Here is a 23,298-nt window from a genome sequence, read left to right as displayed (position 1 = left end):
AAGGACAAGTTGTAACTGAAGGTTAAAGAAATGGATTTAAATATCATCGACCAATTAGGCTTTTCGGATGAAGCTACCAATCATATCGAAGAAGTAAACAATAAGGATATCGCAGTTATCGGCCTTGAGGTCGTTCTTCCACATTGTGAAAATAAGTATGATTACTGGTCTTTGCTGGCATCGGGGCAACATGGAGTATCAGATTTCCCGTCATCTCGGCGTGTCGATACTGACGCCTATTTTAAATTCAAATTTCCTCAACTGACTCCAACTTATCGGACTGGAGGATATCTAAAGAACGTTGACAGGTTCGACCCCGCGTTCTTCGGTATGTCACCTAAAGAAGCTGCGCTGATGGACCCGCATCAGCGACTCTTCCTACAAACGGCCTATCACGCCATTGAAGATGCTGGCTATGCAGGGAAGATCCGCAACTCAGAGACCGGCATCTATCTTGGCTACGCGCATGATGCGATGTACAGGCACTACATTGATGACGTTGCGCCACAAGAAAAAGCATTATCTACTTTGGGTAACCTCGCCTCATTGACGGCAAGCCGATTGGCTTACACCTTGAACCTTCAAGGGCCGTCAATGGTCGTGGATACTGCCTGCTCCTCGTCCCTTACAGCGTTGCACCTTGCGTGTCAGGGGTTAAGGAATGGCGACTGTGATACTGCAGTCGTTGGTGCCGTCAATCTGATGCTTATGCCCATTGAGACAGGTGACAAAATTGGTATTGAGTCTGACGACGGCTTTACCCGCGCATTCTCTGAAGGCAGCACAGGCACGGGGCTTGGGGAAGGTGTTGTCGCAATAATGCTGAAACCCCTCGCCAAGGCAGTTGAAGACCAAGACCCTATTTGGGGTGTAATTAAAGGCAGTGCGATCAATCAAGATGGTCGCTCTGCAGGTATCTCAGCACCTAACGGCGATGCTCAGCAAAAAGTGCTCGTCAAAGCCTGGCGAGACGCCGGAATCGATCCTCGTGAACTCAGCTATATCGAAGCTCACGGCACAGGCACTAAACTGGGTGATCCCATTGAAGTGGCAGCAATAAACGGCGCTTTCAAGCAATTCACCCCAGAAACAGATTTTTGCCAAATTGGTTCTGTGAAAACCAACCTTGGCCATCTGGACTCTGCTGCGGGTCTGGCAGGCTTAGTCAAAGTCTTGCTGTGCCTCAAGCACGAACAAATCGTCCCCTCTCTCTTTTACAGCGCACCCAATCCTTCAATCCAGTTTGATGGCGCAGTTTCAGTTGCAACGAAAAACCAACACTGGGCAGGCGAACAACGCTTTGCAGGCGTGAGTGCATTTGGCTTAAGTGGTACGAACTGCCATATCGTGCTTCAAGCACCACCCGCTCAGGACATTTCTAAGCACCTTGATTTAACGACATACCCGTTTTTCTTATCTGCAAAAACTGAAGCGTCTCTATCACTACTTATTGGCAAAACGGCGGCTTGGCTAAAAACACATCCAGAAACTCGACCTCAAGACTTAAGCTACACAAGCATGTTTGCGCGCGCGCATCATGAACACCGATTTGCTGTCACTTTCTCGACAGTGCAATCGCTTGTTCAGGCACTGGAGGAACAGCAAAATACACAAGAATATGACCGATCAATCAACGCCGATAATGACGACACAATAACGAGAGCGTTAGCGCACTTCTATGCAGGAAACACGCCATTCAGCACCGCAGAGTACTCTCTATCAGGCCGCTGCATTTCCATGCCGGGGTATGCATTTGAGCCACAACGTTGCTGGACCACAGTACCAGAAACCGCGGTAAGCGCAGAGCCAACAGTGACAATGACTGAGAGCAAAAAGCCAGCCATTGTCCTGCCAGACGTTGATGTTGAAAGCGGCGACGTTTCCACCACATCTCAAGTGGTGGCTAATATTTGGGGGCACACGTTAGACATCGATTCACTCTCACTTGACGATGACTATTATGCACTAGGCGGAGACTCAATCTTCGCACTAGACGTTCAGCAGTTGGTAAAGAGCGAACTGGGTGTCAGTATTGAGCTCCACGAGTTACTGGACCATGCCGTGTTTGAAGCATTTTCTGCACTCGTTGAGTCCAGAATTGACGAAGATGCCGACACGTTAGAACACAGTGTCGACCCAACGGACTCACACCAGAATGTTCCGCTGTCATTTGCGCAAAAACGTTTGTGGTTTTTGGAACAATTAGAAGACTTAGGCTCTTCTTTAAACCTTCCAACTGCCCTTGAACTAAAAGGGGTATTGGACGTCGATGCGCTGAAAAAATCCATTGAAATCATTGTTGATAGCCACCCTGTTTTACGTGCTCGCGTCGTATCGGAAGACAACTCGGTTTATCAAACGTTTGATGCATCTGGCACTCCATTCGAGCGTCTAGATGTCAATCCCAATGAGCTCGACATTACGTTGGAGCGTTTGGCAAACAAGCGTTTCGAACTGGAGGAAGGCAGTCTCTTTTCAACGTCGCTATTGCGTGTTGAAGAAACACACCATGTCTTGTTTATCAACTGTCACCATATCATTGTTGACGGGTGGTCTATCGGGCTGATCATTCAAGAGCTTGGTAAGCACTATGCCAGCCTTACGCAAGGGATCTCTCCGCAGCAAACCCACAGCTCTGCTTTTTCCGATTATGCTCTCCAGCAACAAACGCTGACTTCCACAAAAAATGAAGACGATTTTTGGTCTCAAAACCTAAAAGACTTACCACGTAAACCTTGGCTTCCAACGGATTTTCCACGACCGAAAAAACAAAGCCATGCTGGTGCCTCACTTGAAATGATGTTGGATGAAGCACTTTCAGAAAAGGTGAAAAACTGGAGTAAGAGCCAGGGATTGACCCTATATATGGCATTGAAAGCGGCATTTGATATTTCGCTGTCCGCATACAGTGGCCATACGGATATCATCGTCGGAACCCCTGTTTCAGGTCGAGAAAGCAAAAACGGTCAAGATTGGCGCCACACGGTAGGGCTTTTCATCAACAATATTGTCCTTCGAAGCCAAGTATCACCTGAAAAAAACCTTTCGACTTTCCTCTCGGAAGTTAAGCGGCAATGCGTGAGCAGTTTTGCGAATCAGACAATGCCATTTGACCGTCTCGTGGAGTTGTTGCAACCGGAGCGAGATCTTTCTTCAAGTCCTTTATTTCAAGTCATGTTCGCGCTTCAAAACTCACCAGTGGATGCCGTTCACATTGACAACTTGACGATGCGTGCTTTACCGCCTTTAAAGCAAACGAGTCAGTATGATCTTACGCTGAATTTGTTTGAATCAGGCGATACCATTTCTGGTGCATTTGAATACTGCAGTGATCTGTTCGATGAAGCCTCTATCGCTGCATTATCAACATTATATGTCGACATTGTCAGCCAAATGGTTGAACAGACTGACTCGACCATCGAAAGCCTGCTCGGGTGGAAAGACGGTGAACGGAAGTCTGAAAGCACGAAACTAACAGGTGCTAAACCAGAAAGCTGGAGCACAGCCGTACTGAAAGCCTTTGCCGACAATCCAGATGCAATCGCCTTTGAATACGCTGACCGCACAGTGACGTATCAAGAGTTTGTTGAGCAAGCTTCTCGTGTCGCGCATGACTTGCAAAGAGAAAACACCGATGTATCTTTGACGGCCGTCATCGGCAAAACGCCTGAGGATTTGGCGACTGGCGCGCTGGCAATTAGCATCGCCGGCGGCAGCATGCTGGCTTTAGATGGCAAAGAGTCAACAACTTATTTGCGCAATCTTCTCAAGACATCTGGCGCAACGGCTGTCCTGTCAAATACCTCGTTAAGCCTGTTCGAGCAATTACCATCACACGCGCTGTATTCAGGGGAAGGTGCCGACGTTGAGATTCTGACCAATAGAAAAGCACTCACCTTTGAAATCAGCCTTTGGGACAGTCGTGCTGGTGAGATCCAAACGGTCAACCAGCAAGCATTCAGTCACTGGCTTGGACAACTAGAATCCTCGGCCACGGTTTTGACCGGACAGCCATGGATCGCCGCAAAACACGACAACCTTGATCAGCTTATTCTGGATGGGCTTTATCCCGTTTCGCAGGGGGCAACTGTCGTTTTTTCAGACACACCAACCTCTTTGCCTCCTTTGGCATTAACGGATGCAATTAAAGGAGCGTTGGCCTCAAAGCTTCCTGCGTACATGGTACCGACGGATCTTGTCGTACTTGATTCGCTGCCTACCACGCCAAACGGAAAGATAGATAGAAAAGCACTGCCCGACATGCGCGAGGCGACGAAAAAAACCAACATGTCTTTGTCGCTTTCGCCCTCTGTAGCGCGTTGGCATGAATTGCTGCAACACGCACCTATGCTGCACAGCTTGCCGCTAAGTGCTACACGAAGCAGTAACAGTTACGTCCCATCGCGACTGCCCTCAAAGCTGTCAAAAGACAGCATCGAACAACTGCACAAACTGGCCAATAGCCATGACGTAGATATGAACTGGCTTTTGCTGGCAATACAGGCAGCAACCATTGCATATCGCGGCTATGAAACCTCCTTGGTGATTGAAGCGACCAAGGATGGCGAAAGCAAGCCGCTGGCTTTCATCGTTGAGCCTAAGTGCTCGCTTATTGAGTTGGCCACTGAACTGGCAACGACATGGCATGCACTTCCAGAATGGGACAGCGAACAATACTGTGAAGAATTATCTCTTGGTAATAAAGCACACCATCCTGTCTATCAAATCGGATTTGGCGATCAGAAAAGCCGTCAAACACTCGATCTGACGCTAGTATCATCAGACGATGAGGTCACGTGGCTCTTTAACCACGCGATTTTAGACGCACCGTCTGTTAACGATTTGGATTCAACGTTTGTCCAACTTGCATCCCAATTGCTGTTAAAGCCCGCGCTGCCAACCACCGCATTCACGCTTATTGACCCTCATGGCTTGGAAGCGGTTAAGGCGTGGAATGCACAAACACCTGCTGCATCTATCGGCGGAGATTTACTTTCTCTGTTTAACCGTTCTTTGCATCAATTTGGTGGAAATACAGCATCTCGCTTTATCTCTGAACACGGACAGGCGAGTGAGCTTAGTTATTCAGACCTCGACATGCGTTCGACGACTGTTGCCAAATGTTTGATTGAATCGGGCGTTAAAAAAGGGGACCTCGTTGGTCTGTATTTGTCCCATTCAGAACAGTTGATCATTGCCCTTCTCGGCGTCTTAAAAGCGGGAGCTGCGTATGTTCCTCTAGACCCGTCGCATCCCGTTAGTCGAAATGCCTTAATTCTGGACGATGCTTCATGCAAATGGACACTCACAAATACCGCTTTGCAAGAAGCGTTATCCGCTTCTAAAACGCTCACTGTTTGTATTGATTCTCTTCCAGCCGTTGATGAATCAACGACCTTGCCAACCGTATCTCACGAAGACCTCGCCTATGTTATTTACACATCAGGTTCTACGGGTAAACCTAAAGGGGTAATGATCAGCCATGGTGCTGCCTTTAACTTCATTAAAGGGATGCATCAACAGTTGCCCGTTTCACAGCGCAACAACTGGCTATGGGTGACCACCGTCAGCTTTGATATCGCCTTGTATGAATGGCTGGGATGCTTAAGTCTTGGTCATTGCTGTGTGATTCCGAGCAGCGAGGTGATCGCAGATACCCAGCGCTTAAACGCGCTGATCAAGGACGAAGACATTGGCCTTATTCAAACAACACCTTCGAGGTGGAAGCTTCTTCTTGATAATGGCTTTGAAGGACAAAGTAGCCTGCTCGCGCTCTGTGGTGGCGAAGCACTGCCTAATGACACCAAGTCTCGCCTCATCCCGCAAGTGCAGGCACTATGGAATTGTTATGGCCCTACCGAAGCCACGGTATGGTCACTCCTTTCAAAATGCGAACTTGAAGAAGATGTCACCCTAGGAAGAAACTTACCGGGTTATCAGCATTTTGTGCTTTCCTCAGCAGGACAAATGCTGCCTAAGGGCGCGGTGGGTGAACTGTGTATTGGCGGTGCGAGTCTGGCTGAAGGTTACTTTCAGCAAGAGGAGCTCACCGCCAAGCAGTTCGTCAATACGGAAGCAGGCTTTGTCTACCGCACAGGCGATCTCGCCCTATTGAATCAAGATGACACCATCTCATACAAAGGCCGCATTGATGACCAAGTAAAATTGCGAGGGCACCGCATAGAGTTAGGCGAAATCGCTAGTCACATTAAAGGACACGATAACGTCGACGATGCGGTTGTTATCGCACGTAACAACGTTTTGGTTGCTTACATCGTATCAGCAGGTGAACGCGATGATGCCCTTCCTCTTCAAAAGGCGGTTTCTGATTCAGAAAACGGTTGGATTCATCTTAGTGATAACCAAGCTCAAAACATTGACGTAAACCAAAACCATGATGCGTCTTTCTTGGTCACAGGTGGACTCATACAGTCCGACTCCGTCTGCAATCTTCCCTTGCGTGACACTGCCGTCCTGCTTAATAGTACTTTAGCGGGGACGTTTAGTGGTGGCATCTACAGATTGAATGAAGCTGATCTGGCGTGGCCTCACATGCCTCTTGGGCAATCTCTGATGACCCAACAGGTCAACAGGTCACCCCAAGGTGTGAATCGCATTCTTGTGGGATCGCAATCAAAAAACGTTGTCTTAGTGAAAGGATGCGATAATCGCCCTGTATACTCGCAGCCTTACGCACCCTCATTCCAAAAGCAACTCGACCAAACCAAAGCGATCCTCGAGCAAAAAGAAGACATCACGTCAGCACTGGTTTGCGTCAATGGCCAGAATCAAATCATCGCTTTTGTTGCAGGCTCCGACGGACACCTGTCTATCGATGAACTCAAAACATATCTCTTTAACTCGGTCAGTCGACAAGCCTTCCCTCACCATATTTATTGTGTTGAACCGACGGAGCTAGAACTTCATCGAAATCACCCTCTAGACTTAATCGAAAAGGTGATGACCAAGCGACCACTAAGTGATGTTGAAACCAAACTAAAAGCAATTTGGTTAAGTGTTTTGGATGTTCAAGACATAGGCCTTTCAGACAACTTCTTTGCGATAGGTGGTCATTCTCTTCTCGCCGCCAAAGTCATATCGCGTATTACCGACGAATTAGGCGTTTCTACCCCTCTGAAAACGCTTTTTACTCACCCTACGCTCGCGCAACTTGCTGACGCTATCGAGACCTCCTCTAGGCTGCAAGGTGATACAGAAACACGCATTACAGCAGTAGCACGAGACAAAAAATTACCACTCTCTCTCACCCAACAAAGACTGTGGCTCATCGAGCAAATTGGCGACCGCTCGGCAGGTTACAACGTATATGATGGGTACCGATTGGCGGGCTCACTAAATGAAACCTTACTGAAAAAGGTCATCTCTGGCGTCATTGCCAAACATGAAGTGTTCAGAAGCCGATTCCCAACCCAAGATGGTCAGCCATATCTTGTCATTGATGAGGTCCGTGGCTTTGACCTCCCTTCAGAAGAATGTAGCGACGAGACGCTCAACGCGCTGCTCGAAAAGGATGCTCTAGCACCGTTTAATCTGGAGAATGGACCACTATTCCGGATACGTTTATTTAAACTTGCCGATGACCACCATGTTCTTTGGATCAACATGCACCACATCATTACTGATTTGTGGTCTGTTGGCTTATTGATGGAAGAAATCATCAATGCATATAGAACCGAACTTGCGGGAGAAACTGCGGACCTCTCCCCTCCGGCTCTCCAATACGCTGACTATGCCGTGTGGCAGCATGAACATGTTTCTTCAGATACGTTTAGCCGTGAAGTTCGCTACTGGCAGCATCAGTTGGAAGCACTGCCACCGTTGCTCGAGTTGCCTACGGATCACCCAAGACCTGTCGTGCAACAATTTGACGGTGAAAAGATAACCGTCCGTCTCTCGCCGACGTTAACTGAAAAAGTAAAAGCACTCTGTGAAAGCCAAGAAACCACGCTGTTTAATCTGCTGCTTGCCACCTATCAGATCCTGCTTTCACGATATGCTGGTAGTGATGACATTGCCGTCGCTTCACCGAGTGCGGGACGCACACATCACGATGTCGAGTCAATGCTTGGCTTTTTCATCAATACTCTCATCCTTCGCTCTAACGTGGATGCATCGCTGACATTCAATGACTTTCTAAAACACGTCAGTCACACAGCGGCTGATGCCCAAACCCATCAAAGCGTTCCCTTTGAGCATTTGGTCGAAGTTCTACAACCAGAAAGAAATACCAGCCACCAGCCTTTGGCACAGGTGTCGATGGCACTGCAAAACGCGGTTTCCAACAGTCTTTCGCTCAATCACCTTGCGCTTCCTAATCTTTCGCTTTCTCCGATTGAAATTGACGCCAGCGTGACGAAATTTGACCTGACCTTATGGTTATCGGACCAAGATCAAGCCTTAACGGCTGTTTGGGAATACAACACCAGCTTGTTCACTCGTGAAAGTATCGAAGAAATGGCAAGCCACTTCGAAATATTGCTTGAGTCGGTAGTATCAAATCCAGCTAGCGTGATCAGTGAGTTGTCGTGGCTGACAAAACAAGAATGGCAGCACTTGGTGCATGACTGGAACCAAACCTCTGAAGACTACGATCGCAACATGACGTTGCATGGCTACTTCGAGACCCAAGTTGCGCTTCGTCCTGAAGCAACCGCGTTGGTTGAACATGGAGGACGAGAAGTCAGTTACAAGGCACTCAATGAGGCTGCAAACCAGTTAGCACATCAATTGCGTGAAAACGGTATCACCCGAGGCTCACTGGTGCCAGTTTGCTTAGAACGAAGTGCAGACATGGTTGCTGCTGTCATGGGGATAGTAAAAGCAGGTGCAACCTATGTGCCGATTGAGATTGGTTCCCCAGCGTCACGAGTAAGAAACATACTCGCGCAGGTCGACAAAGCCAATCGCCAAACGTCGATGGTTACTTGCCAATCCCAGCTTAATAGCTTTAGGCATGCGAAGTGGTTAGACGGAAACATAGACCGTTTTATCGTAATGGATGCCCTCAGTCGCCGTTTACCTGCAGAGACAGATAACTTTACCGAAACGCAAGCAATGTTCGATCATATTGCGGAAAGTGCGACTGATGAGATCACTGCAGGCGGCTTCAGAAGTATCTACACAGGCCGTTGTTTCAAGCAACACCAAGTCGACCGATATCGTGATCATGTAGTTGGCCTGTGCGCCCCCTCTTTGAATAAAGAAGCACATGTGCTCGAATTGGGTTGCGGCTCAGGTTTAATCGCGTTTGAAATTGCCCCTCTTGTTGAACGTTACTACGCTATCGACCCGTCAGAAGTGACGCTGGAAGCGAATCGGGTTAAACAATCAGATACGCTGCCTGGTCTTTCGTTCCAGCAAGGGTTTGCTCATGAAGAGCTAGATATCCCACCGGAAAGTCTCGATCTCATTTTGTTGGCGAGTACCGCGCAATTCTTCCCAGGGTATTGCTACACAGAGTCTGTGATAGCTAGTCTCGTCACGCTCCTCAAACCTTCAGGAAAGATTGTTTTCTGTGATCTGCCTGATTTGGGACAAAAAGACGCACTGGAAGCATCGCTTGTCACTCACCATGCCACAGATCCGGAAAACACAAACGCCGCCTGGCAACAAGATTTAGAAAAACCGCTCTACTTTCACCGAGCATTTTTTGAAGAACTTACAGCGACAATTGGGTCCCTCTCTCAGCCTGTTTTCACCTCCAGAGAAAACGACTTCGATGACGAACTGCAATACCGCTTCGACGTGGTGATACAAAAAGGCGTGGAAACAGCGACAGACACCCCGCTGGTAACAACGAAGTGGCATCAACAGCAACAACCCACAGACAATCTTGATGTGACAGTGCTGCCGAGCGACTCGTCTTATATCATTTTTACATCAGGGACGACGGGCACGCCAAAAGGCGTAGAGATGCAGCATCAAGCTGTTTTCAACACCCTGAACTGGGTTAACAAAACACAGAACGTAGGCCCAAGTGACCGACTTCTGTTTGTGACATCACTGTCTTTTGATCTCTCCGTTTACGATATCTTCGGCGTGTTGGGTGCTGGGGGGAGCGTCCGGATCGCCTCCAATGATGAGTGCAAAGATCCGGAGCAACTGGCGAACATTCTGCTGCACGAACCCATCACATTCTGGGATTCCTCACCAGCATATATGAAACAACTCATGCCGTTGATGGAAGGGCTGCTTAGCCAGCCAAACACCGACAATACAAAGCTACGCAAAGTTTTCTTCAGTGGAGACTGGATTGGCTTGGCCCTGCCTCAACACGTGAAGCAGTATTTCCCGAATGCCAAAGTGCTCGGTCTGGGTGGGGCGACCGAAGCAGCCATATGGTCAAACTTCTATCCAATCGATCAAATACAGGCTTCTTGGACAAGTATTCCCTACGGAAGACCTATTTCAAACGCACAGTATTATGTCCTTGATAGCACACTGTCACCGTGCCCAGTCGGGGTGCCCGGTGACCTATATATCGCGGGTGATTGTCTGGCGAAGGGCTACTACGGTGATCAAGAAATGACCGAGAAGAAGTTCATTCGAAACCCTCTTCCAGAAACGCCTAGCACTCGCCTTTATCATACGGGGGATCGCGCACGCTGGATGCGTTCAGAATCCGGCGTCCTTGAGTTTCTTGGCCGTCAGGATTTTCAGGTCAAACTGAGAGGTTTCCGTATCGAATTGGGTGAAGTTGAAGCAAAACTGCTCGCCAACGATGCCATTGAGGAAGTGTTTGTCCACCTTCATCGAGACCCTGAAGGCAATGAAGCGTCTGATTGCCTCGTCGCTTACTATATTTGCGCAGATCATACATCCGCCTCCTCGGACACACTACGCTACTTCTTAGCTGAGCACTTACCCGAATACATGATTCCTACCCACTATGTGGAAATGGAAGCATTCCCTGTCACATCTAACGGCAAACTCGACAGATCTGCGTTACCAGAACCACAGTCTAGTCGTGACGAAGTCGCAGATATCGTGTTGCCTGAAACAGCTCACGAATCAGCGTTGTTGGCACTATGGCAGGCAGAGTTTAGTCGTTCTAACATCAGTACCACCGACGACTTCTTCCACATTGGTGGCAACAGTATCAGTGCGGTGAGACTCATTGGAGCCATTCAAAAGAATTTAGGCGTGACAGTGCCACTTCGCGCTATCTTCGAACATCGCTCAATCAAAGCAATGGGTTCCATGCTGAGCGAACTGTCAGAAGCACCAGAACAAGCTGATACGCTCGCGTTAATTGGCGATCCTGCACGTACTCACGCTCCTCTGACACCCGCACAAGCTGGTCTGTTTTTCATTGACCAATTTGAGAAAGGTTCATCGGCTTACCATATTCCTACGCTGGTAAAACTTACACCTTCTGCCAATATCAACATGCTTCAGCGCGCGTTGGAACGCGTAGTCGAGAGACATGCAATCCTTCGAACACGCTTCACGTTGAGCGAAACCCAAGAGCCCGTGCAGAGAATTACTGACTCGGTCCCTGCACTTACTGTTCACCATACTGATGAGGCTCACACCTTGTCTCAGTTGATTCATCAACTGACAGAAGCTGACTTTGACCTCACAGAAGAAAACCCTGTGAGATTAGCCCTTGTCAAAGACAACGATGACTCTTACCTGCTGATGGTATTTCACCACATTGCCTTTGACGGTTGGTCAGCAGATATCTTCCTTAAAGATTTGGCTACAGCTTACACCAAGCTAAAAGATGGTCATGACTCGGCACTACCGCAACTGCAAGCAAGCTTTGCGGACTATGCCGCGTGGAATAAAGCGGTACTCGAAAATGGCAGAATGCAGGCATTGGAAGATTATTGGATTCCACAGCTGGCGGGATACCAGAATCTAGAACTCAGCACTGACTATGCTCGCCCTACCGTTTTTGAGTATCACGGCAACGAGTCAACTTTCGCACTGAGCGAAAAAGACTCAGTTGCGCTTCGCCAACTTGCAGAAGCGCACAGCGTAACCCTCAACACAATCATGATCTCGGCCTTCTATGTCGCACTTGCGAAGCTATCCGGACAACATGACATAGTGATTGGTACGCCATCTGACAATAGGAATCATAGCGACACTCAAGAGATTATTGGTCTGTTTATCAATGCATTACCTATAAGGTTCAATGCAAACGAAGCCATGACTTTGGCCTCACTATTCAATCAAACAAACGCCACGATGCTTGATGCGAAAACCCATCAAGACATGCCATTTGAAGCACTTACCCAATGCTTGGATGTCACCAGAGACACATCAAGACACCCGATATTCCAAGTAATGTTCAGCGTCCAGTCATTTGCCGGGAATGAGCAGGCACGAGAAGATCTTCCGTTTGAAGCCCCAGCAAATGAGATAGGCTCTCTTTTCCCGCAACGCGCGAAGTTTGATTTGAACGTGTTCATCGATGACAGTGCTAGTGCGCTGAGTGGCGAGTTGGTGGGCGCATCCGCACTCTTTTCGAAAGCAACCTTGACGCGAATCGTGCACATGTATCGCCATGTACTGACACATTGCATAGCCGCACCACAGCAAACGATCGCGGAAATTGGCTCTCTGACGAAAGAAGATCATCAATGGCTATCATCAAAAGCAACGGGGGCAGCCACTTCTCGAGACAACACAGAGACACTAATTAGCTTGTTTGAGAAGCAATGCCTTCTCACACCAGATGCTGTGGCTTTGTATGAAGATAACCAGCACGTGACATATCGTGATCTCAATGTTCGTGTTAATCAGCTGAGTCACTTATTGGTTCAGAATGGCATCGCACCTGGCGATCGGGTGGGCATCTACCTCTCTCGGAGTGTGGTGAGCACCGCCGCAATACTTGCAACGCTTAAATCCGGCGCAACCTATGTTCCACTGGATCCTAGCTATCCTGAGAGTCGACTCGCTTTCATGGTCGACGATGCGCAAGTTTCAGCGATGTTCGTAGCGTCTTCTCTGCCTCGTTTAACTGCAAACGAAAACGTCACACACATCAGTATTGATCGCATTGATTTTCGCACTCTGCCAACCCACTCGGTCGACTTAAGCGACTATTCGACTCCCCTCTATGTGCTTTACACATCAGGCTCAACAGGCAAGCCCAAAGGGGTAATCGGAACACAACAGGGATTGATAAATCGACTTTACTGGATGTGGGAGCAGTACCCATTTGCAGAGAATGAAGTCAATTGCCATAAAACATCACTCAACTTTGTTGACCACGCGTGGGAGCTTTTTGGTGCCCTGTTGAAAGGAGTACCAACACTCATCATACACGGCCGGGACAGCAAGGATTTATTGACGACGGCAACAAAAATTGCCCAACACAAGGTGACAAGACTTGTCGTGGTGCCCTCGTTACTCGATGCAATACTCAGCTTACCGGAACACAGAAGTGCTGACTTTAACAGCATTCAGAGCTGGACTAGCAGCGGCGAAGTATTGCAGGCAAAGACAGTGAATGCCTTCTATCAACGTTACCCCGTGTCTACGCTTCTCAATATCTATGGATCTTCTGAAGTGGCTGCGGATGTAACCTGTTTCGATACCCGTGAATTAAAAGGGTTTGATGGACGAGTAACCGCGGTGCCAATTGGTAAGCCGATTACCAATGTTTCACTAATTGTCGCAGATTCCCAAGGAACCCCTTCTCCTGTCGGTACCGTTGGAGAACTCTACATCGCTGGCTCTTGCCTTGCGCAAGGCTACACCCAGTTAGCTGCTACGGATGAGCGCTTCGTGACTCTGGATTGTCACCAAGATCGTTTGTTTAAAACAGGCGATCTCGTTAAGTGGAATATCCATGGTTCTTTGGAGTTTGTAGGCCGGACCGACTTCCAGATAAAAATTCGCGGTCACCGAATTGATATCGCCGATGTTGAATCCAACCTCCTTGCTATTGACGGGATTGCACGAAGCATTGTAACCAGCGTAGACATTGGAGGAGACACGTCCTTAGTCGCTTACATCGTGCCAACGTCAGGCAGCGATGTCACACCCACAGACATCGACACACTGTTACGTGCACGACTGCCTGACTACATGGTTCCGAACTTCATCGAAATCTTGGATGCAATGCCACTGACTCCAAACGGAAAAATTGATCGAACCGCTCTCCCTCTCCCGAGCACTCGCTCTTCTGTGATAAGTCAACAAGCAGAGGCACCGCGTACGGATGTTGAACATAAAATAGCGTCCATCTGGAAAGACATGTTTGCCACTGAAGAGGTCTGTATTAATCAGAGCTTTTTTGCAGCCGGCGGGAACTCGATTTCAGCGGTCAAGCTCGTCGCGATGATTGAGCAAAACCTTGGGATGACGGTGAGCTTGCAAGCGCTGTTTACTAACCCGACGATCAAAGGCATAGCAGCGTCAGTTTCAGAGAACAGAACACAAGCGATTCCGGTTATTGATACCGAGCACGCGCCACTTTCATTTGCTCAAGAAAGACTGCTATTTATTGAGCGCCTTGAACAAGGCACGGATGCATATCACCTGCCCACCTTACTGGCCTTGGCGCCATCCGTTGATGTTTCTGTTCTCAGCGATGCCATCACTCATGTGGTTGAAAGGCATCAGATCCTTCGAACTGTCATTTCCACGGATGCCGCAGGAAAGGACTATCAGCGCAGTATCTCTAAACCTTCTTTAATGACAGAGATAAACGCGAGAGATGACGAAGATATTCAAGAATTGGTGGCAACGTTTATTGAAAAGCCGTTTGATTTCGAGCACGAGTGTCCACTTCGAATCGCATTTGTCCGTCAGGCAAACCAAAATTATGTGCTGTTTGTTTTCCACCACATCGCTGTAGATGGTTGGTCGACCGATATCTTTATGTCGGAGATTTCGTCAGCCTATGACGCGTTGTTAATTGGTGAGTTTCCGACGTTACCTTCACTTGATATTCAGTATGCTGACTATGCAGCATGGCAAAGGAGCACGATGGATGCGTCTGCCATTGACGAACAAGTCTCGTACTGGAAAGGTCAGGTTGAAGGTATTGATACGTTAGCATTGCTGACTGATCACCATCGTCCTAGCCATGTCGATTACCGTGGCGATAACATTCTTTTTAATTTGGACGAAGCCCTCTCTGCGTCATTGAGAAAACTGGCGGTAGATAATGAAACAACGCTTTACACTGTATTGCTTGCGGGCTTTGCTAACATGCTCAAAACGTTGTCTGGCCAGTCCGACTTTGTTGTAGGCACACCTTCAGACAATCGCGATCACCCGCAGTTGCACAACCTGATCGGTTTCTTCGTAAATACGTTGCCACTTCGCATCTCTGTTGCGGAAGAAACTTCAGCACGTGCGCTCATCGGTGCACTCCACCATACGTTAGGTGAAGCCAAATCACATCAAGCACTGCCGTTTGAAAAATTGGTAAGCGCGTTAAATGTGCCTCGGGACACATCCAGACATCCGTTGTTCCAAACAATGTTCAGTTTGCAGTCGTTTGGCCGTCATTCAGGAAATCATGGCGACAGTCAGTTTGGACAAATCATTCCAACGGGTTCATCGACTGAATCGGTCGCCAGATACGATCTAAGCCTGTTCATGGATGACAGCGAATCAGCCATTCAAGGACGGTTTAACTTTGCCGAATCGCTTTTCCGCCGCTCGACGGTTGAACACTTCGCACAGCTGTTCGTTGAATCGCTAAAAACCCTCGTTCACAGCCCTGACTCAAGTTTGTCTCAGCAGGCTGTTTTAACGGGCTCTGACAAAGAGATCGTTTTCCAATATCAGAACGCTTCCGCTAAAACTGAGTACTCTTCTTCGTTGAAAGCAAGATTCGAAGAAATGGTCGCGGAAAACCCTGACGCCCCTGCAGTGGTTACCTCCGAAGGAACCTTGTCATACGGACAATTGAACGAGAAAGCCAATCAGTTGGCGCATACGTTGATTGAGGCAATGGCATCTGAGAAGCAAGCGTCGAGATTGGTTCCTCTTATGCTTTCACCAGGCGCAGATGTCCTCATCAGCATCATTGGCGTGTTGAAAGCAGGTTGTGCCTATGTGCCCGTCTCTCCCGATTATCCGAAAGAGCGAATCGCATTCATTTTGGCGGATACGGGCGCAAGAACCATCGTCACTGAGTCATCATTTGAAACGCTGTTGGCGTCAGTGTCAGATTCCACGACGCTCACAACAATCTTGATGGACGACCATCGTCGAGACACTGCCTCTAAGGTAAACCCTGATTGCAGCCTGCAAAGCGATGATCTCGCTTATGTCATTTACACCTCAGGTACCACTGGGAAACCTAAAGGCGTTATGGTCGAGCACCGCAATGTTGAGAACTACCGTCAGGCTGTCTCTCCATGGATGAGCACCGTGAACAATGTAGATTTCTCTACCAACTACTGCTTCGACTTAACGGTGACGACAACACTCATCCCTCTTCTGAGCGGCAAATCAGTTTGTGTCTACACAGGCGATATATTGGACACCAAGGCTTACCAACACCATTTGATGGCCAACCGGATTGAGATGGTAAAGACCACGCCAAGTCTGGCAAAAGCCTTGCTAAATGAGTATGACGGACAGCCTCTTTCCGTTCTCATGCTCGGTGGTGAAGCACTTGAAACCTCGACGCTGGAGAGCTTATCAGCGACAGCTAAGCTAATTCTCGATGAGTATGGACCAACAGAGACAACCGTTGGCGCGATGATTTCTCAGGTCCATCCGAAAAAAGATAAAGGCATCGGGTTTGCGTATCCGAATGTCAGTCTGCATAACCTCTCTCCATCAGGCATGCCTTTGCCAGTCGGTGCAAGGGGCGAACTCTATATCGGCGGAGCATCTGTCACCCGAGGCTACTTGAACCAGAAGACGCTGACAGAGAAAAGCTTCTCAATGCATCCTGTTGGTAAGGATGGCGGCATGGTCAAGCTCTACAAAACAGGTGATGAGGTTTCTTGGAACAAGGATGGATCGCTGCGTTATCTCGGTCGTGTTGATGAGCAGGTAAAACTGCGTGGTTATCGGGTAGAACCTGCTGAGATTTCTGCTCACATACTTGCTCTTAAAGAGGTCGAAGATGCCGTTGTAATGCCTATTGGCAACCCAGCCAGCCATCTCGCGGCATATATCGTCAAATCGCCAGAAATAGGTTTATCGGAAGATCGCCTAAAACAGGTGCTTCGCGATGCGCTCCCAGAATATATGGTTCCAACATCCTTCGTGTTTATGGATAACCTGCCAAAAACGGCTAACGGGAAGTTAAACAAGACGGCTTTACCTCAGCCTTCAAGAATCCAATCCCGAGGCCTGGTGCACCCAGTTACAGAAACCGAGAAAAACATCGCGCCTATTTGGCAGACGTTATTGAAATTGGAGGAAGTCTGCATTGAAAGCAACTTCTTTGAACTTGGCGGACATTCACTCCTTGCTGTTCAATTGGTCAATGAAATCAACAATGAACTGTCGCTTAGCCTATCGGTTAGAGAGTTCATTGAACGTCAAACCTTGCAGGACGTTGCTAAACGGGTCGATGAGCTACAACTGGCAAATGCGTTAGAGCGCGATCTAGACGATCAAGACGTCTTCACGGAAGAAGATTTCTTCTAACCGCAGGTTTAAAGGATAGTTATGAATATTGCGCAACACATTGAACAATGGCGAAAAGCAGGGATAGTGCTATTCGTCAAGGATGGAAAATTGGGTGCTCGGTCTAAACCGGGTGCCATGACGCCAGACATTTCGCAACACATAAAGGCGAATAAAGACGCCATCATTCTGTTTTTAGAACAACTTGATACGGAGAAGTTGCTGTCTTTTGACGCTTCAGATGAGCTGCATGCCGTCGCATCTTTTGCACAGCAACGTTTCTGGTTGCTCCATCAAATTACAGGGGGTAGCCCTCACCACAATATGGCGTTTACACTCCCACTGGCCAGCGATACACAACTGCCCTTGGTTAAAGAGGCGATAAGCATTTTGGTCTCGCGACACGCCAGCCTTCGGACATATTTCTACGCCGAGGAGGATACGCTGTTCCAAAAGATTGATGATCATTGTGTCCCAGGGCTAACCATCAGAACCGTGAGTAATGACACTGCGCTTTTTTCAGCCGTGAATGCTCACCATCAAACCACGTTTGACTTATGTCAGGCTCCGCTCATCAACTTGGCATTGTTTAAATCTGACGAAGGTCGAATCCTACTCTCGGTAGTCATGCATCATGCCATCGGGGATGACTGGTCAACGGCAATCCTCGGCAAAGAGTTTTTGGCAGCCTACCAAGCATTGGAGAACAACCGTCCTCCTGCCCTGCCTGAGATTAAGCATACATATGCCGACTACGCGCGCTGGCAACACAAAACGTTTTTTGACAATGGAAAGCCCTCAAAAAGGCTTCAAGAGCATCTTAATTTTTGGCGACATGAGCTGGCAGATGCGCCGCGCGCGATACGGTTCCCCGTAGATGAACAAACAGACAATTATCAATCCTATCAGGGTGAAAGAGCGACCCTCACCGTTCCCGACGCGTTAAGTCTCAAAGTGCGTAATTACGCAAAGCAAAACGGTGTCAGCATGTTTGAGTTAATGCTGGCATCACTCAGTGCACTGATGTTTAAGTGGGCAAACACGCACGATGTTGTCATTGGCTCTGTCGAAGCAGGAAGAGAGCAGCAAGAAGTGATCAATATGATTGGCTGCTTTATCAACTTTCTGGCCATACGCACGCAATACCAAAACGATGACACTCTCGCTTCACTGCTTAAAAATGTACAAACTACGTTTAGTAAAATACGAAAGTATCAAACGTGTCCCTTTGATTTTATTGTTAATGAAATCAACCCAGCACGAGGCGGCAAAAGTCCGCTCTATAACGTTTCTCTTCGTTATCAAAACATCCAGTTGCTGGACACTTCATCCATCAATGGCGATACCGCACTGGACGATCTTTTGCCGGATGCCGTTAACGCTCAACTCGACCTAATGTTTTCGTTTATTGATATTGGCGAGAGTACCGCGTTGTGTTTGGACTACAACACAGCGATGTTTGAGCCAACGTTGGCGAAGGCTCTCCTTGAGGACTACTGGAAGATCATTCTCACTTTCGTCGATAGCGACAACACGACAATCAGTAACCTCGCGCTAAGCAATAAATTACTGGCCTACTCAGAGCCATCAACCTATCTTCTGGGTAATTTTTCCGTTGAACCGATGCAACCTTCACTCGCGTTTTGGCACGATAAACTCGATTTTGTGCATCAATGGAAATTTGGACCTTTCAACCAGATACAACAAGAGTTGCTAAACCTAAATAGCGCGTTGTACTCAGACTTTACGGCAAACAGTGCCATTTTACTTAATTGGGAGAGTTGGCTCGTGGGCGGCCAACCGCTAGAGTTTGCTCAAACACAGAGCAGGCAGCTTCTCCAAATCATCACCCAGCAGGAAAAGCACTTAAAGCCTTGTCATATTGTATTTGGCCCACTGTCATCAAAAGTGGCTGAGGCATACAGTCAGCAGATTGCTGAGCTCGAAAACGAGTTCGTCAGCCAATTGGCAAACATTAGTCACATTTCGGTCACCCCAAATTCAACGTTATCAGCGTTATATCCTGTCAGTAATGCGTTTGATGAAGACAGCTTCAAGTCCGCCAACATCGCCTACACACCCGAAGGCTATGCCGCACTTTCAACGACTATCATTCGAACCTTGTACCGTCCGAAAAAGGAACAAACCAAAGTTCTGGTTTTAGATTGTGACAATACTCTCTGGCAAGGTGTTGTAGGAGAGATTGGCGCAGAAAAACTTGCGGTCACCGAACCGTTTAAAGCGATTCAAACACTGGCATTATCGCTGAAAAAGAAAGGTGTTCTTCTCGCTTTATGCAGCAAGAACGAAGAAATGGACGTGTGGAATGCCTTTGACCACACACCCGACATGCTTCTGGTCAAAGAGGACATTACCACTACCCGAATTAACTGGGCATCTAAGTCCGAAAACATCCGCGCTATCGCGGCTGAACTCAACCTTGGTTTAGACAGTTTTGTATTTATTGATGACGACCCAGTGCAGTGTGCTGAAGTCACCGCAAACTGCCCAGAAGTCCTCGTTTTGCAAAGACCCAAGCTGGACACCATTTCAACGTGGCTCGCCCATTTATGGGTATTTGATGCCGCATTGGCTGATGAACTCGCGTCTGATCGCACCACACAATACAAACAAAACCAGAAACGAAACAAATATAAAGCAGCGGCAAAAACCTTCGCGGAATATCTCGCGTCACTGAACACTGTTATCACTTTCTCGCCAATCGAAGAAGGTAATTTGCCACGCGTGTCGGAGTTGAGTCTGAGAACGAACCAGTTTAACACCAGCTTACGACGATATGACGAAGCAACATTGGCAAAACGCTTCAACAGCAATCAGCTAAAAGGGTTTGTTGTCAGAGTCTCCGACATATTTGGCGATCTTGGCATTGTTGGTGCAGTTCTTTGGGAGAAACAAGACACCCAGTTTTGCCTCGACAGCTTCCTGCTCAGTTGTCGTGCTATGGGCCGTGGCGTCGAGCACAAAATGATGGCGTACTTTGGTGCCATCGCCGGCCACCACACATGCACTATTCCCGTCGCCGTTGGAGAGCGAAATACGCCAGCACGAAACTTCCTTTCACACATCGGCGTTTATCCCGAATCAACAGGGATCAGCGGAGACACCCTCGCACAAATTGAGTTCGATGCAACCAAAGCATCGAGCGACGCTTCAACGACGGCTAAAGGCACTAACGAAAACCAAAACGTAAAAGAACTAAAACTCCCCCTCTCTTCTTGGTCTGCAAGTGCCCTTCATTTCGACATGGCTAAAATTGTTGAAGCAAGCGGAACTCGCGCATCAGCGTTGGGGACATCTAAAACGTATGTTGCGCCAACGACAGAAATCCAAAAATTACTGTGCGACGAAATCGCGGCGTTGCTGCAAATACCAAAAGTAGGGCTAAAGGATAACTTCTTCTCTTTGGGGGGAAATTCAATTCAAGCCGTGCAATTTCAATCCATCCTTACCAAAAAAGGCATAAGCTTCGCGTTACCTCTCTTGTTCGGCGAACACGATTTAGCATCTCTGGCGGTAAGTATTAAAGACGAGTCAAATCAGAACGCTCTACCGTCGGCCACGAACAATATTGCCTACGATATCGGCTTTAATGATCACTGGCTATTTAGGCGGCCACAGAGGAACCATTGGAACGTGTCTGAGCTTTTTGTCGTGCGCGAAGACTTTGACCCAACCAATGCCAAAAAGGCCATCGTTGCCATCCTTCAACATCATGAGGGTCTGCGACGCGTATGGCGATACGAAGACGGAACTTGGCACCAGCACTATCAATCTTTGGAGGACATGAAAGACTGGTGGCTTGAATACGACTTTTCACATCTGGACTGCATTTCCCAAACGGTTGAATTGGAACAAGTCTGTACAGCATTGCAAAAGCAATTAGACATTGAAAAACAGCTGTTTTACGTCGTTAGATTTAAACTAGGCAATGAAACCCCTGGCAGGATATTTCTCGTTTTTCATCACCTAGTTGTTGATGGCTATTCACTAGGTGTTCTCAAAGAAGATCTTATGCTGGCCTATGGTCAACTGACAGCGAGGCAACCCGTTTTACTCCCGCGCACACAAACACAATTAAATCAGTTTATAGAACACCAGTTAGCACGAGCGAAAGCATCAGCTCCTGAGTATATCGAGAACTGGTTGAGTAAAGATTGGACGACGTGCGCGAACATCGATGACGTGTCGCTTCGCAATGCGAACGAACATAGCCTTGTAGAGCCCGAGTTGATTACTACGCAATTTGATGACGAACTCTCGGACCTGCTTGAGAAAGTCATCAAAAAAAACCGTTTCGATATAGAATCTCTGGTAATAAGTGCCCTCTCTCTTGCCTATCAGACTTGGACAAAGGGAAACAAAGCCTTCCTCTGTATTACACGTAACAACAGAGCGCACGAAGGTTTCAATTTAAGTCGCACCGTAGGTTGGATCTCCCGATATGATTTCGTCTACCTTGACCAACCGCAGTCTCATTGCATAGAAAGCTACCTGAGCGTCGTATCGAAGCAGATTTCGCAGGCTGAAAAACCAAGTCAGGCTCTGCAATACGCAAGATTTAAAGACCCACACTTAGCAAAGATGATTGCACCCATTCCCGAACACAATATTGAATTTAACTATGTGCCAAAAGCAAATTCGGTAGAAGATGCCCAAGATACGCTGGCACCTGAAAATAAAGGTAAGGAAGAAGGTCTGCATCCACCGACATTCGCGCCGTTTGGAAAACTGAGCTCGGAAAATGGCAAGTTAACCTTAGTGTGGGGATACAGCCCTGCCATGTATTCCAGAGAGGACATTCGCTTGTTCTCTTCACTACATATTCAACAAATTAGAAAACTCGCAAGAACGCTGCTAGATGGCAGCCATAAGTGATAAAGAAGGAGAATCGCTTGAAATCAGTCAACGCAGGGACGCTAACGAACAGTGATTGGTTTGTTATTCCATCACCAAATGCCAACGCGACAATGAGATTGGTTTGCTTCCCTTATGCGGGGGGAAGCGCAGCTAACTATCAAAGCTGGGTTAAACGACTCCCCGAATTCGTAGAGCTCGTCATTGTGCAACCTCCAGGGAGAGCATCAAGATTGTTGGAGCCAGCCATTTCAACAATGCCTGAAATGATGAAAGCACTACTGCCATTTGAACGCGAACTTACCGAGAAGCCTTACGTCTTGCTTGGGCACAGTTTAGGGAGTCGAATAGCGTTCCAGTTTGCAATCGAAGTCATTCAAAGAGGGGGAATGCCTCCTCTGCATTTTATTGCCTCCGGAAGCCGTGCGCCTCATACCCCAAAACTCAGCGAGCGGATTTGCGACCTGCCTGATGACGTATTTCTTGAGAAAATAGAGGCAATGAACGGCACACCAGTAGAAGTCATGCAAAACAAAGAATTGATGTCATTACTGCTGCCAATGTTAAAAGCCGATTTTACCATTGCGGATAACTACATCGCTGCCAAAGAAGCTTTACCCTGCTCTATCACTGCATTTTCAGGTGACTCTGATACGCAAGTTACCAAGGAACAATTGATTTCTTGGTCAGACCTAACGACACGTGATTTTAATTACGCATACTTTGATGGCGGGCATTTCTTCATTAATTCGGATTATAAAAACGTTACAAATCTCGTTAGTGAAATTTTAAAAAAAGTCCATTTTTGAACAAAACTGATAAACACATAAAAACCCACAA

3 protein-coding genes are annotated in these 23,298 nt (G+C 47.8%); all 3 read left to right on the top strand.

Annotated features, from left to right (window positions below):
• Positions 1-30: 30 nt before the first annotated feature.
• Genes LRP49_RS25355 through LRP49_RS04190 form a run of 3 tightly spaced genes read left to right on the top strand, consistent with a single transcriptional unit; the run spans position 31 to position 23,267 of the window.
• Positions 31-17,604 carry a non-ribosomal peptide synthetase gene (locus LRP49_RS25355; RefSeq protein WP_274140450.1) on the top strand — a complete coding sequence of 5,858 codons (17,574 nt, stop codon included), beginning with the start codon at positions 31-33 and terminating at the stop codon, positions 17,602-17,604.
• A gap of 21 nt (positions 17,605-17,625) precedes the next feature.
• The gene (locus LRP49_RS04195; RefSeq protein ID WP_274140449.1) at positions 17,626-22,479 is read left to right on the top strand and encodes an HAD-IIIC family phosphatase; all 4,854 of its coding nucleotides are present in this window, start codon (positions 17,626-17,628) and stop codon (positions 22,477-22,479) included.
• A 17-nt stretch (positions 22,480-22,496) separates the two neighbouring features.
• On the top strand, positions 22,497-23,267 hold the full coding sequence (locus LRP49_RS04190) for a thioesterase II family protein (RefSeq protein ID WP_274140448.1): 771 nt from the start codon (positions 22,497-22,499) through the stop codon (positions 23,265-23,267).
• Positions 23,268-23,298: the final 31 nt, after the last annotated feature.

Source organism: Enterovibrio qingdaonensis (assembly GCF_028683135.1).
Lineage (GTDB): Bacteria > Pseudomonadota > Gammaproteobacteria > Enterobacterales > Vibrionaceae > Enterovibrio > Enterovibrio qingdaonensis.
This window is presented reverse-complemented; position numbering and strand designations above follow the sequence as displayed.

Bases quoted from the DNA above. Each gene is read 5' to 3' on its own strand.
- LRP49_RS25355 (WP_274140450.1), top strand. From the start codon at position 31: ATGGATTTAAATATCATCGACCAATTAGGCTTTTCGGATGAAGCTACC.
- LRP49_RS04195 (WP_274140449.1), top strand. From the start codon at position 17,626: ATGAATATTGCGCAACACATTGAACAATGGCGAAAAGCAGGGATAGTG.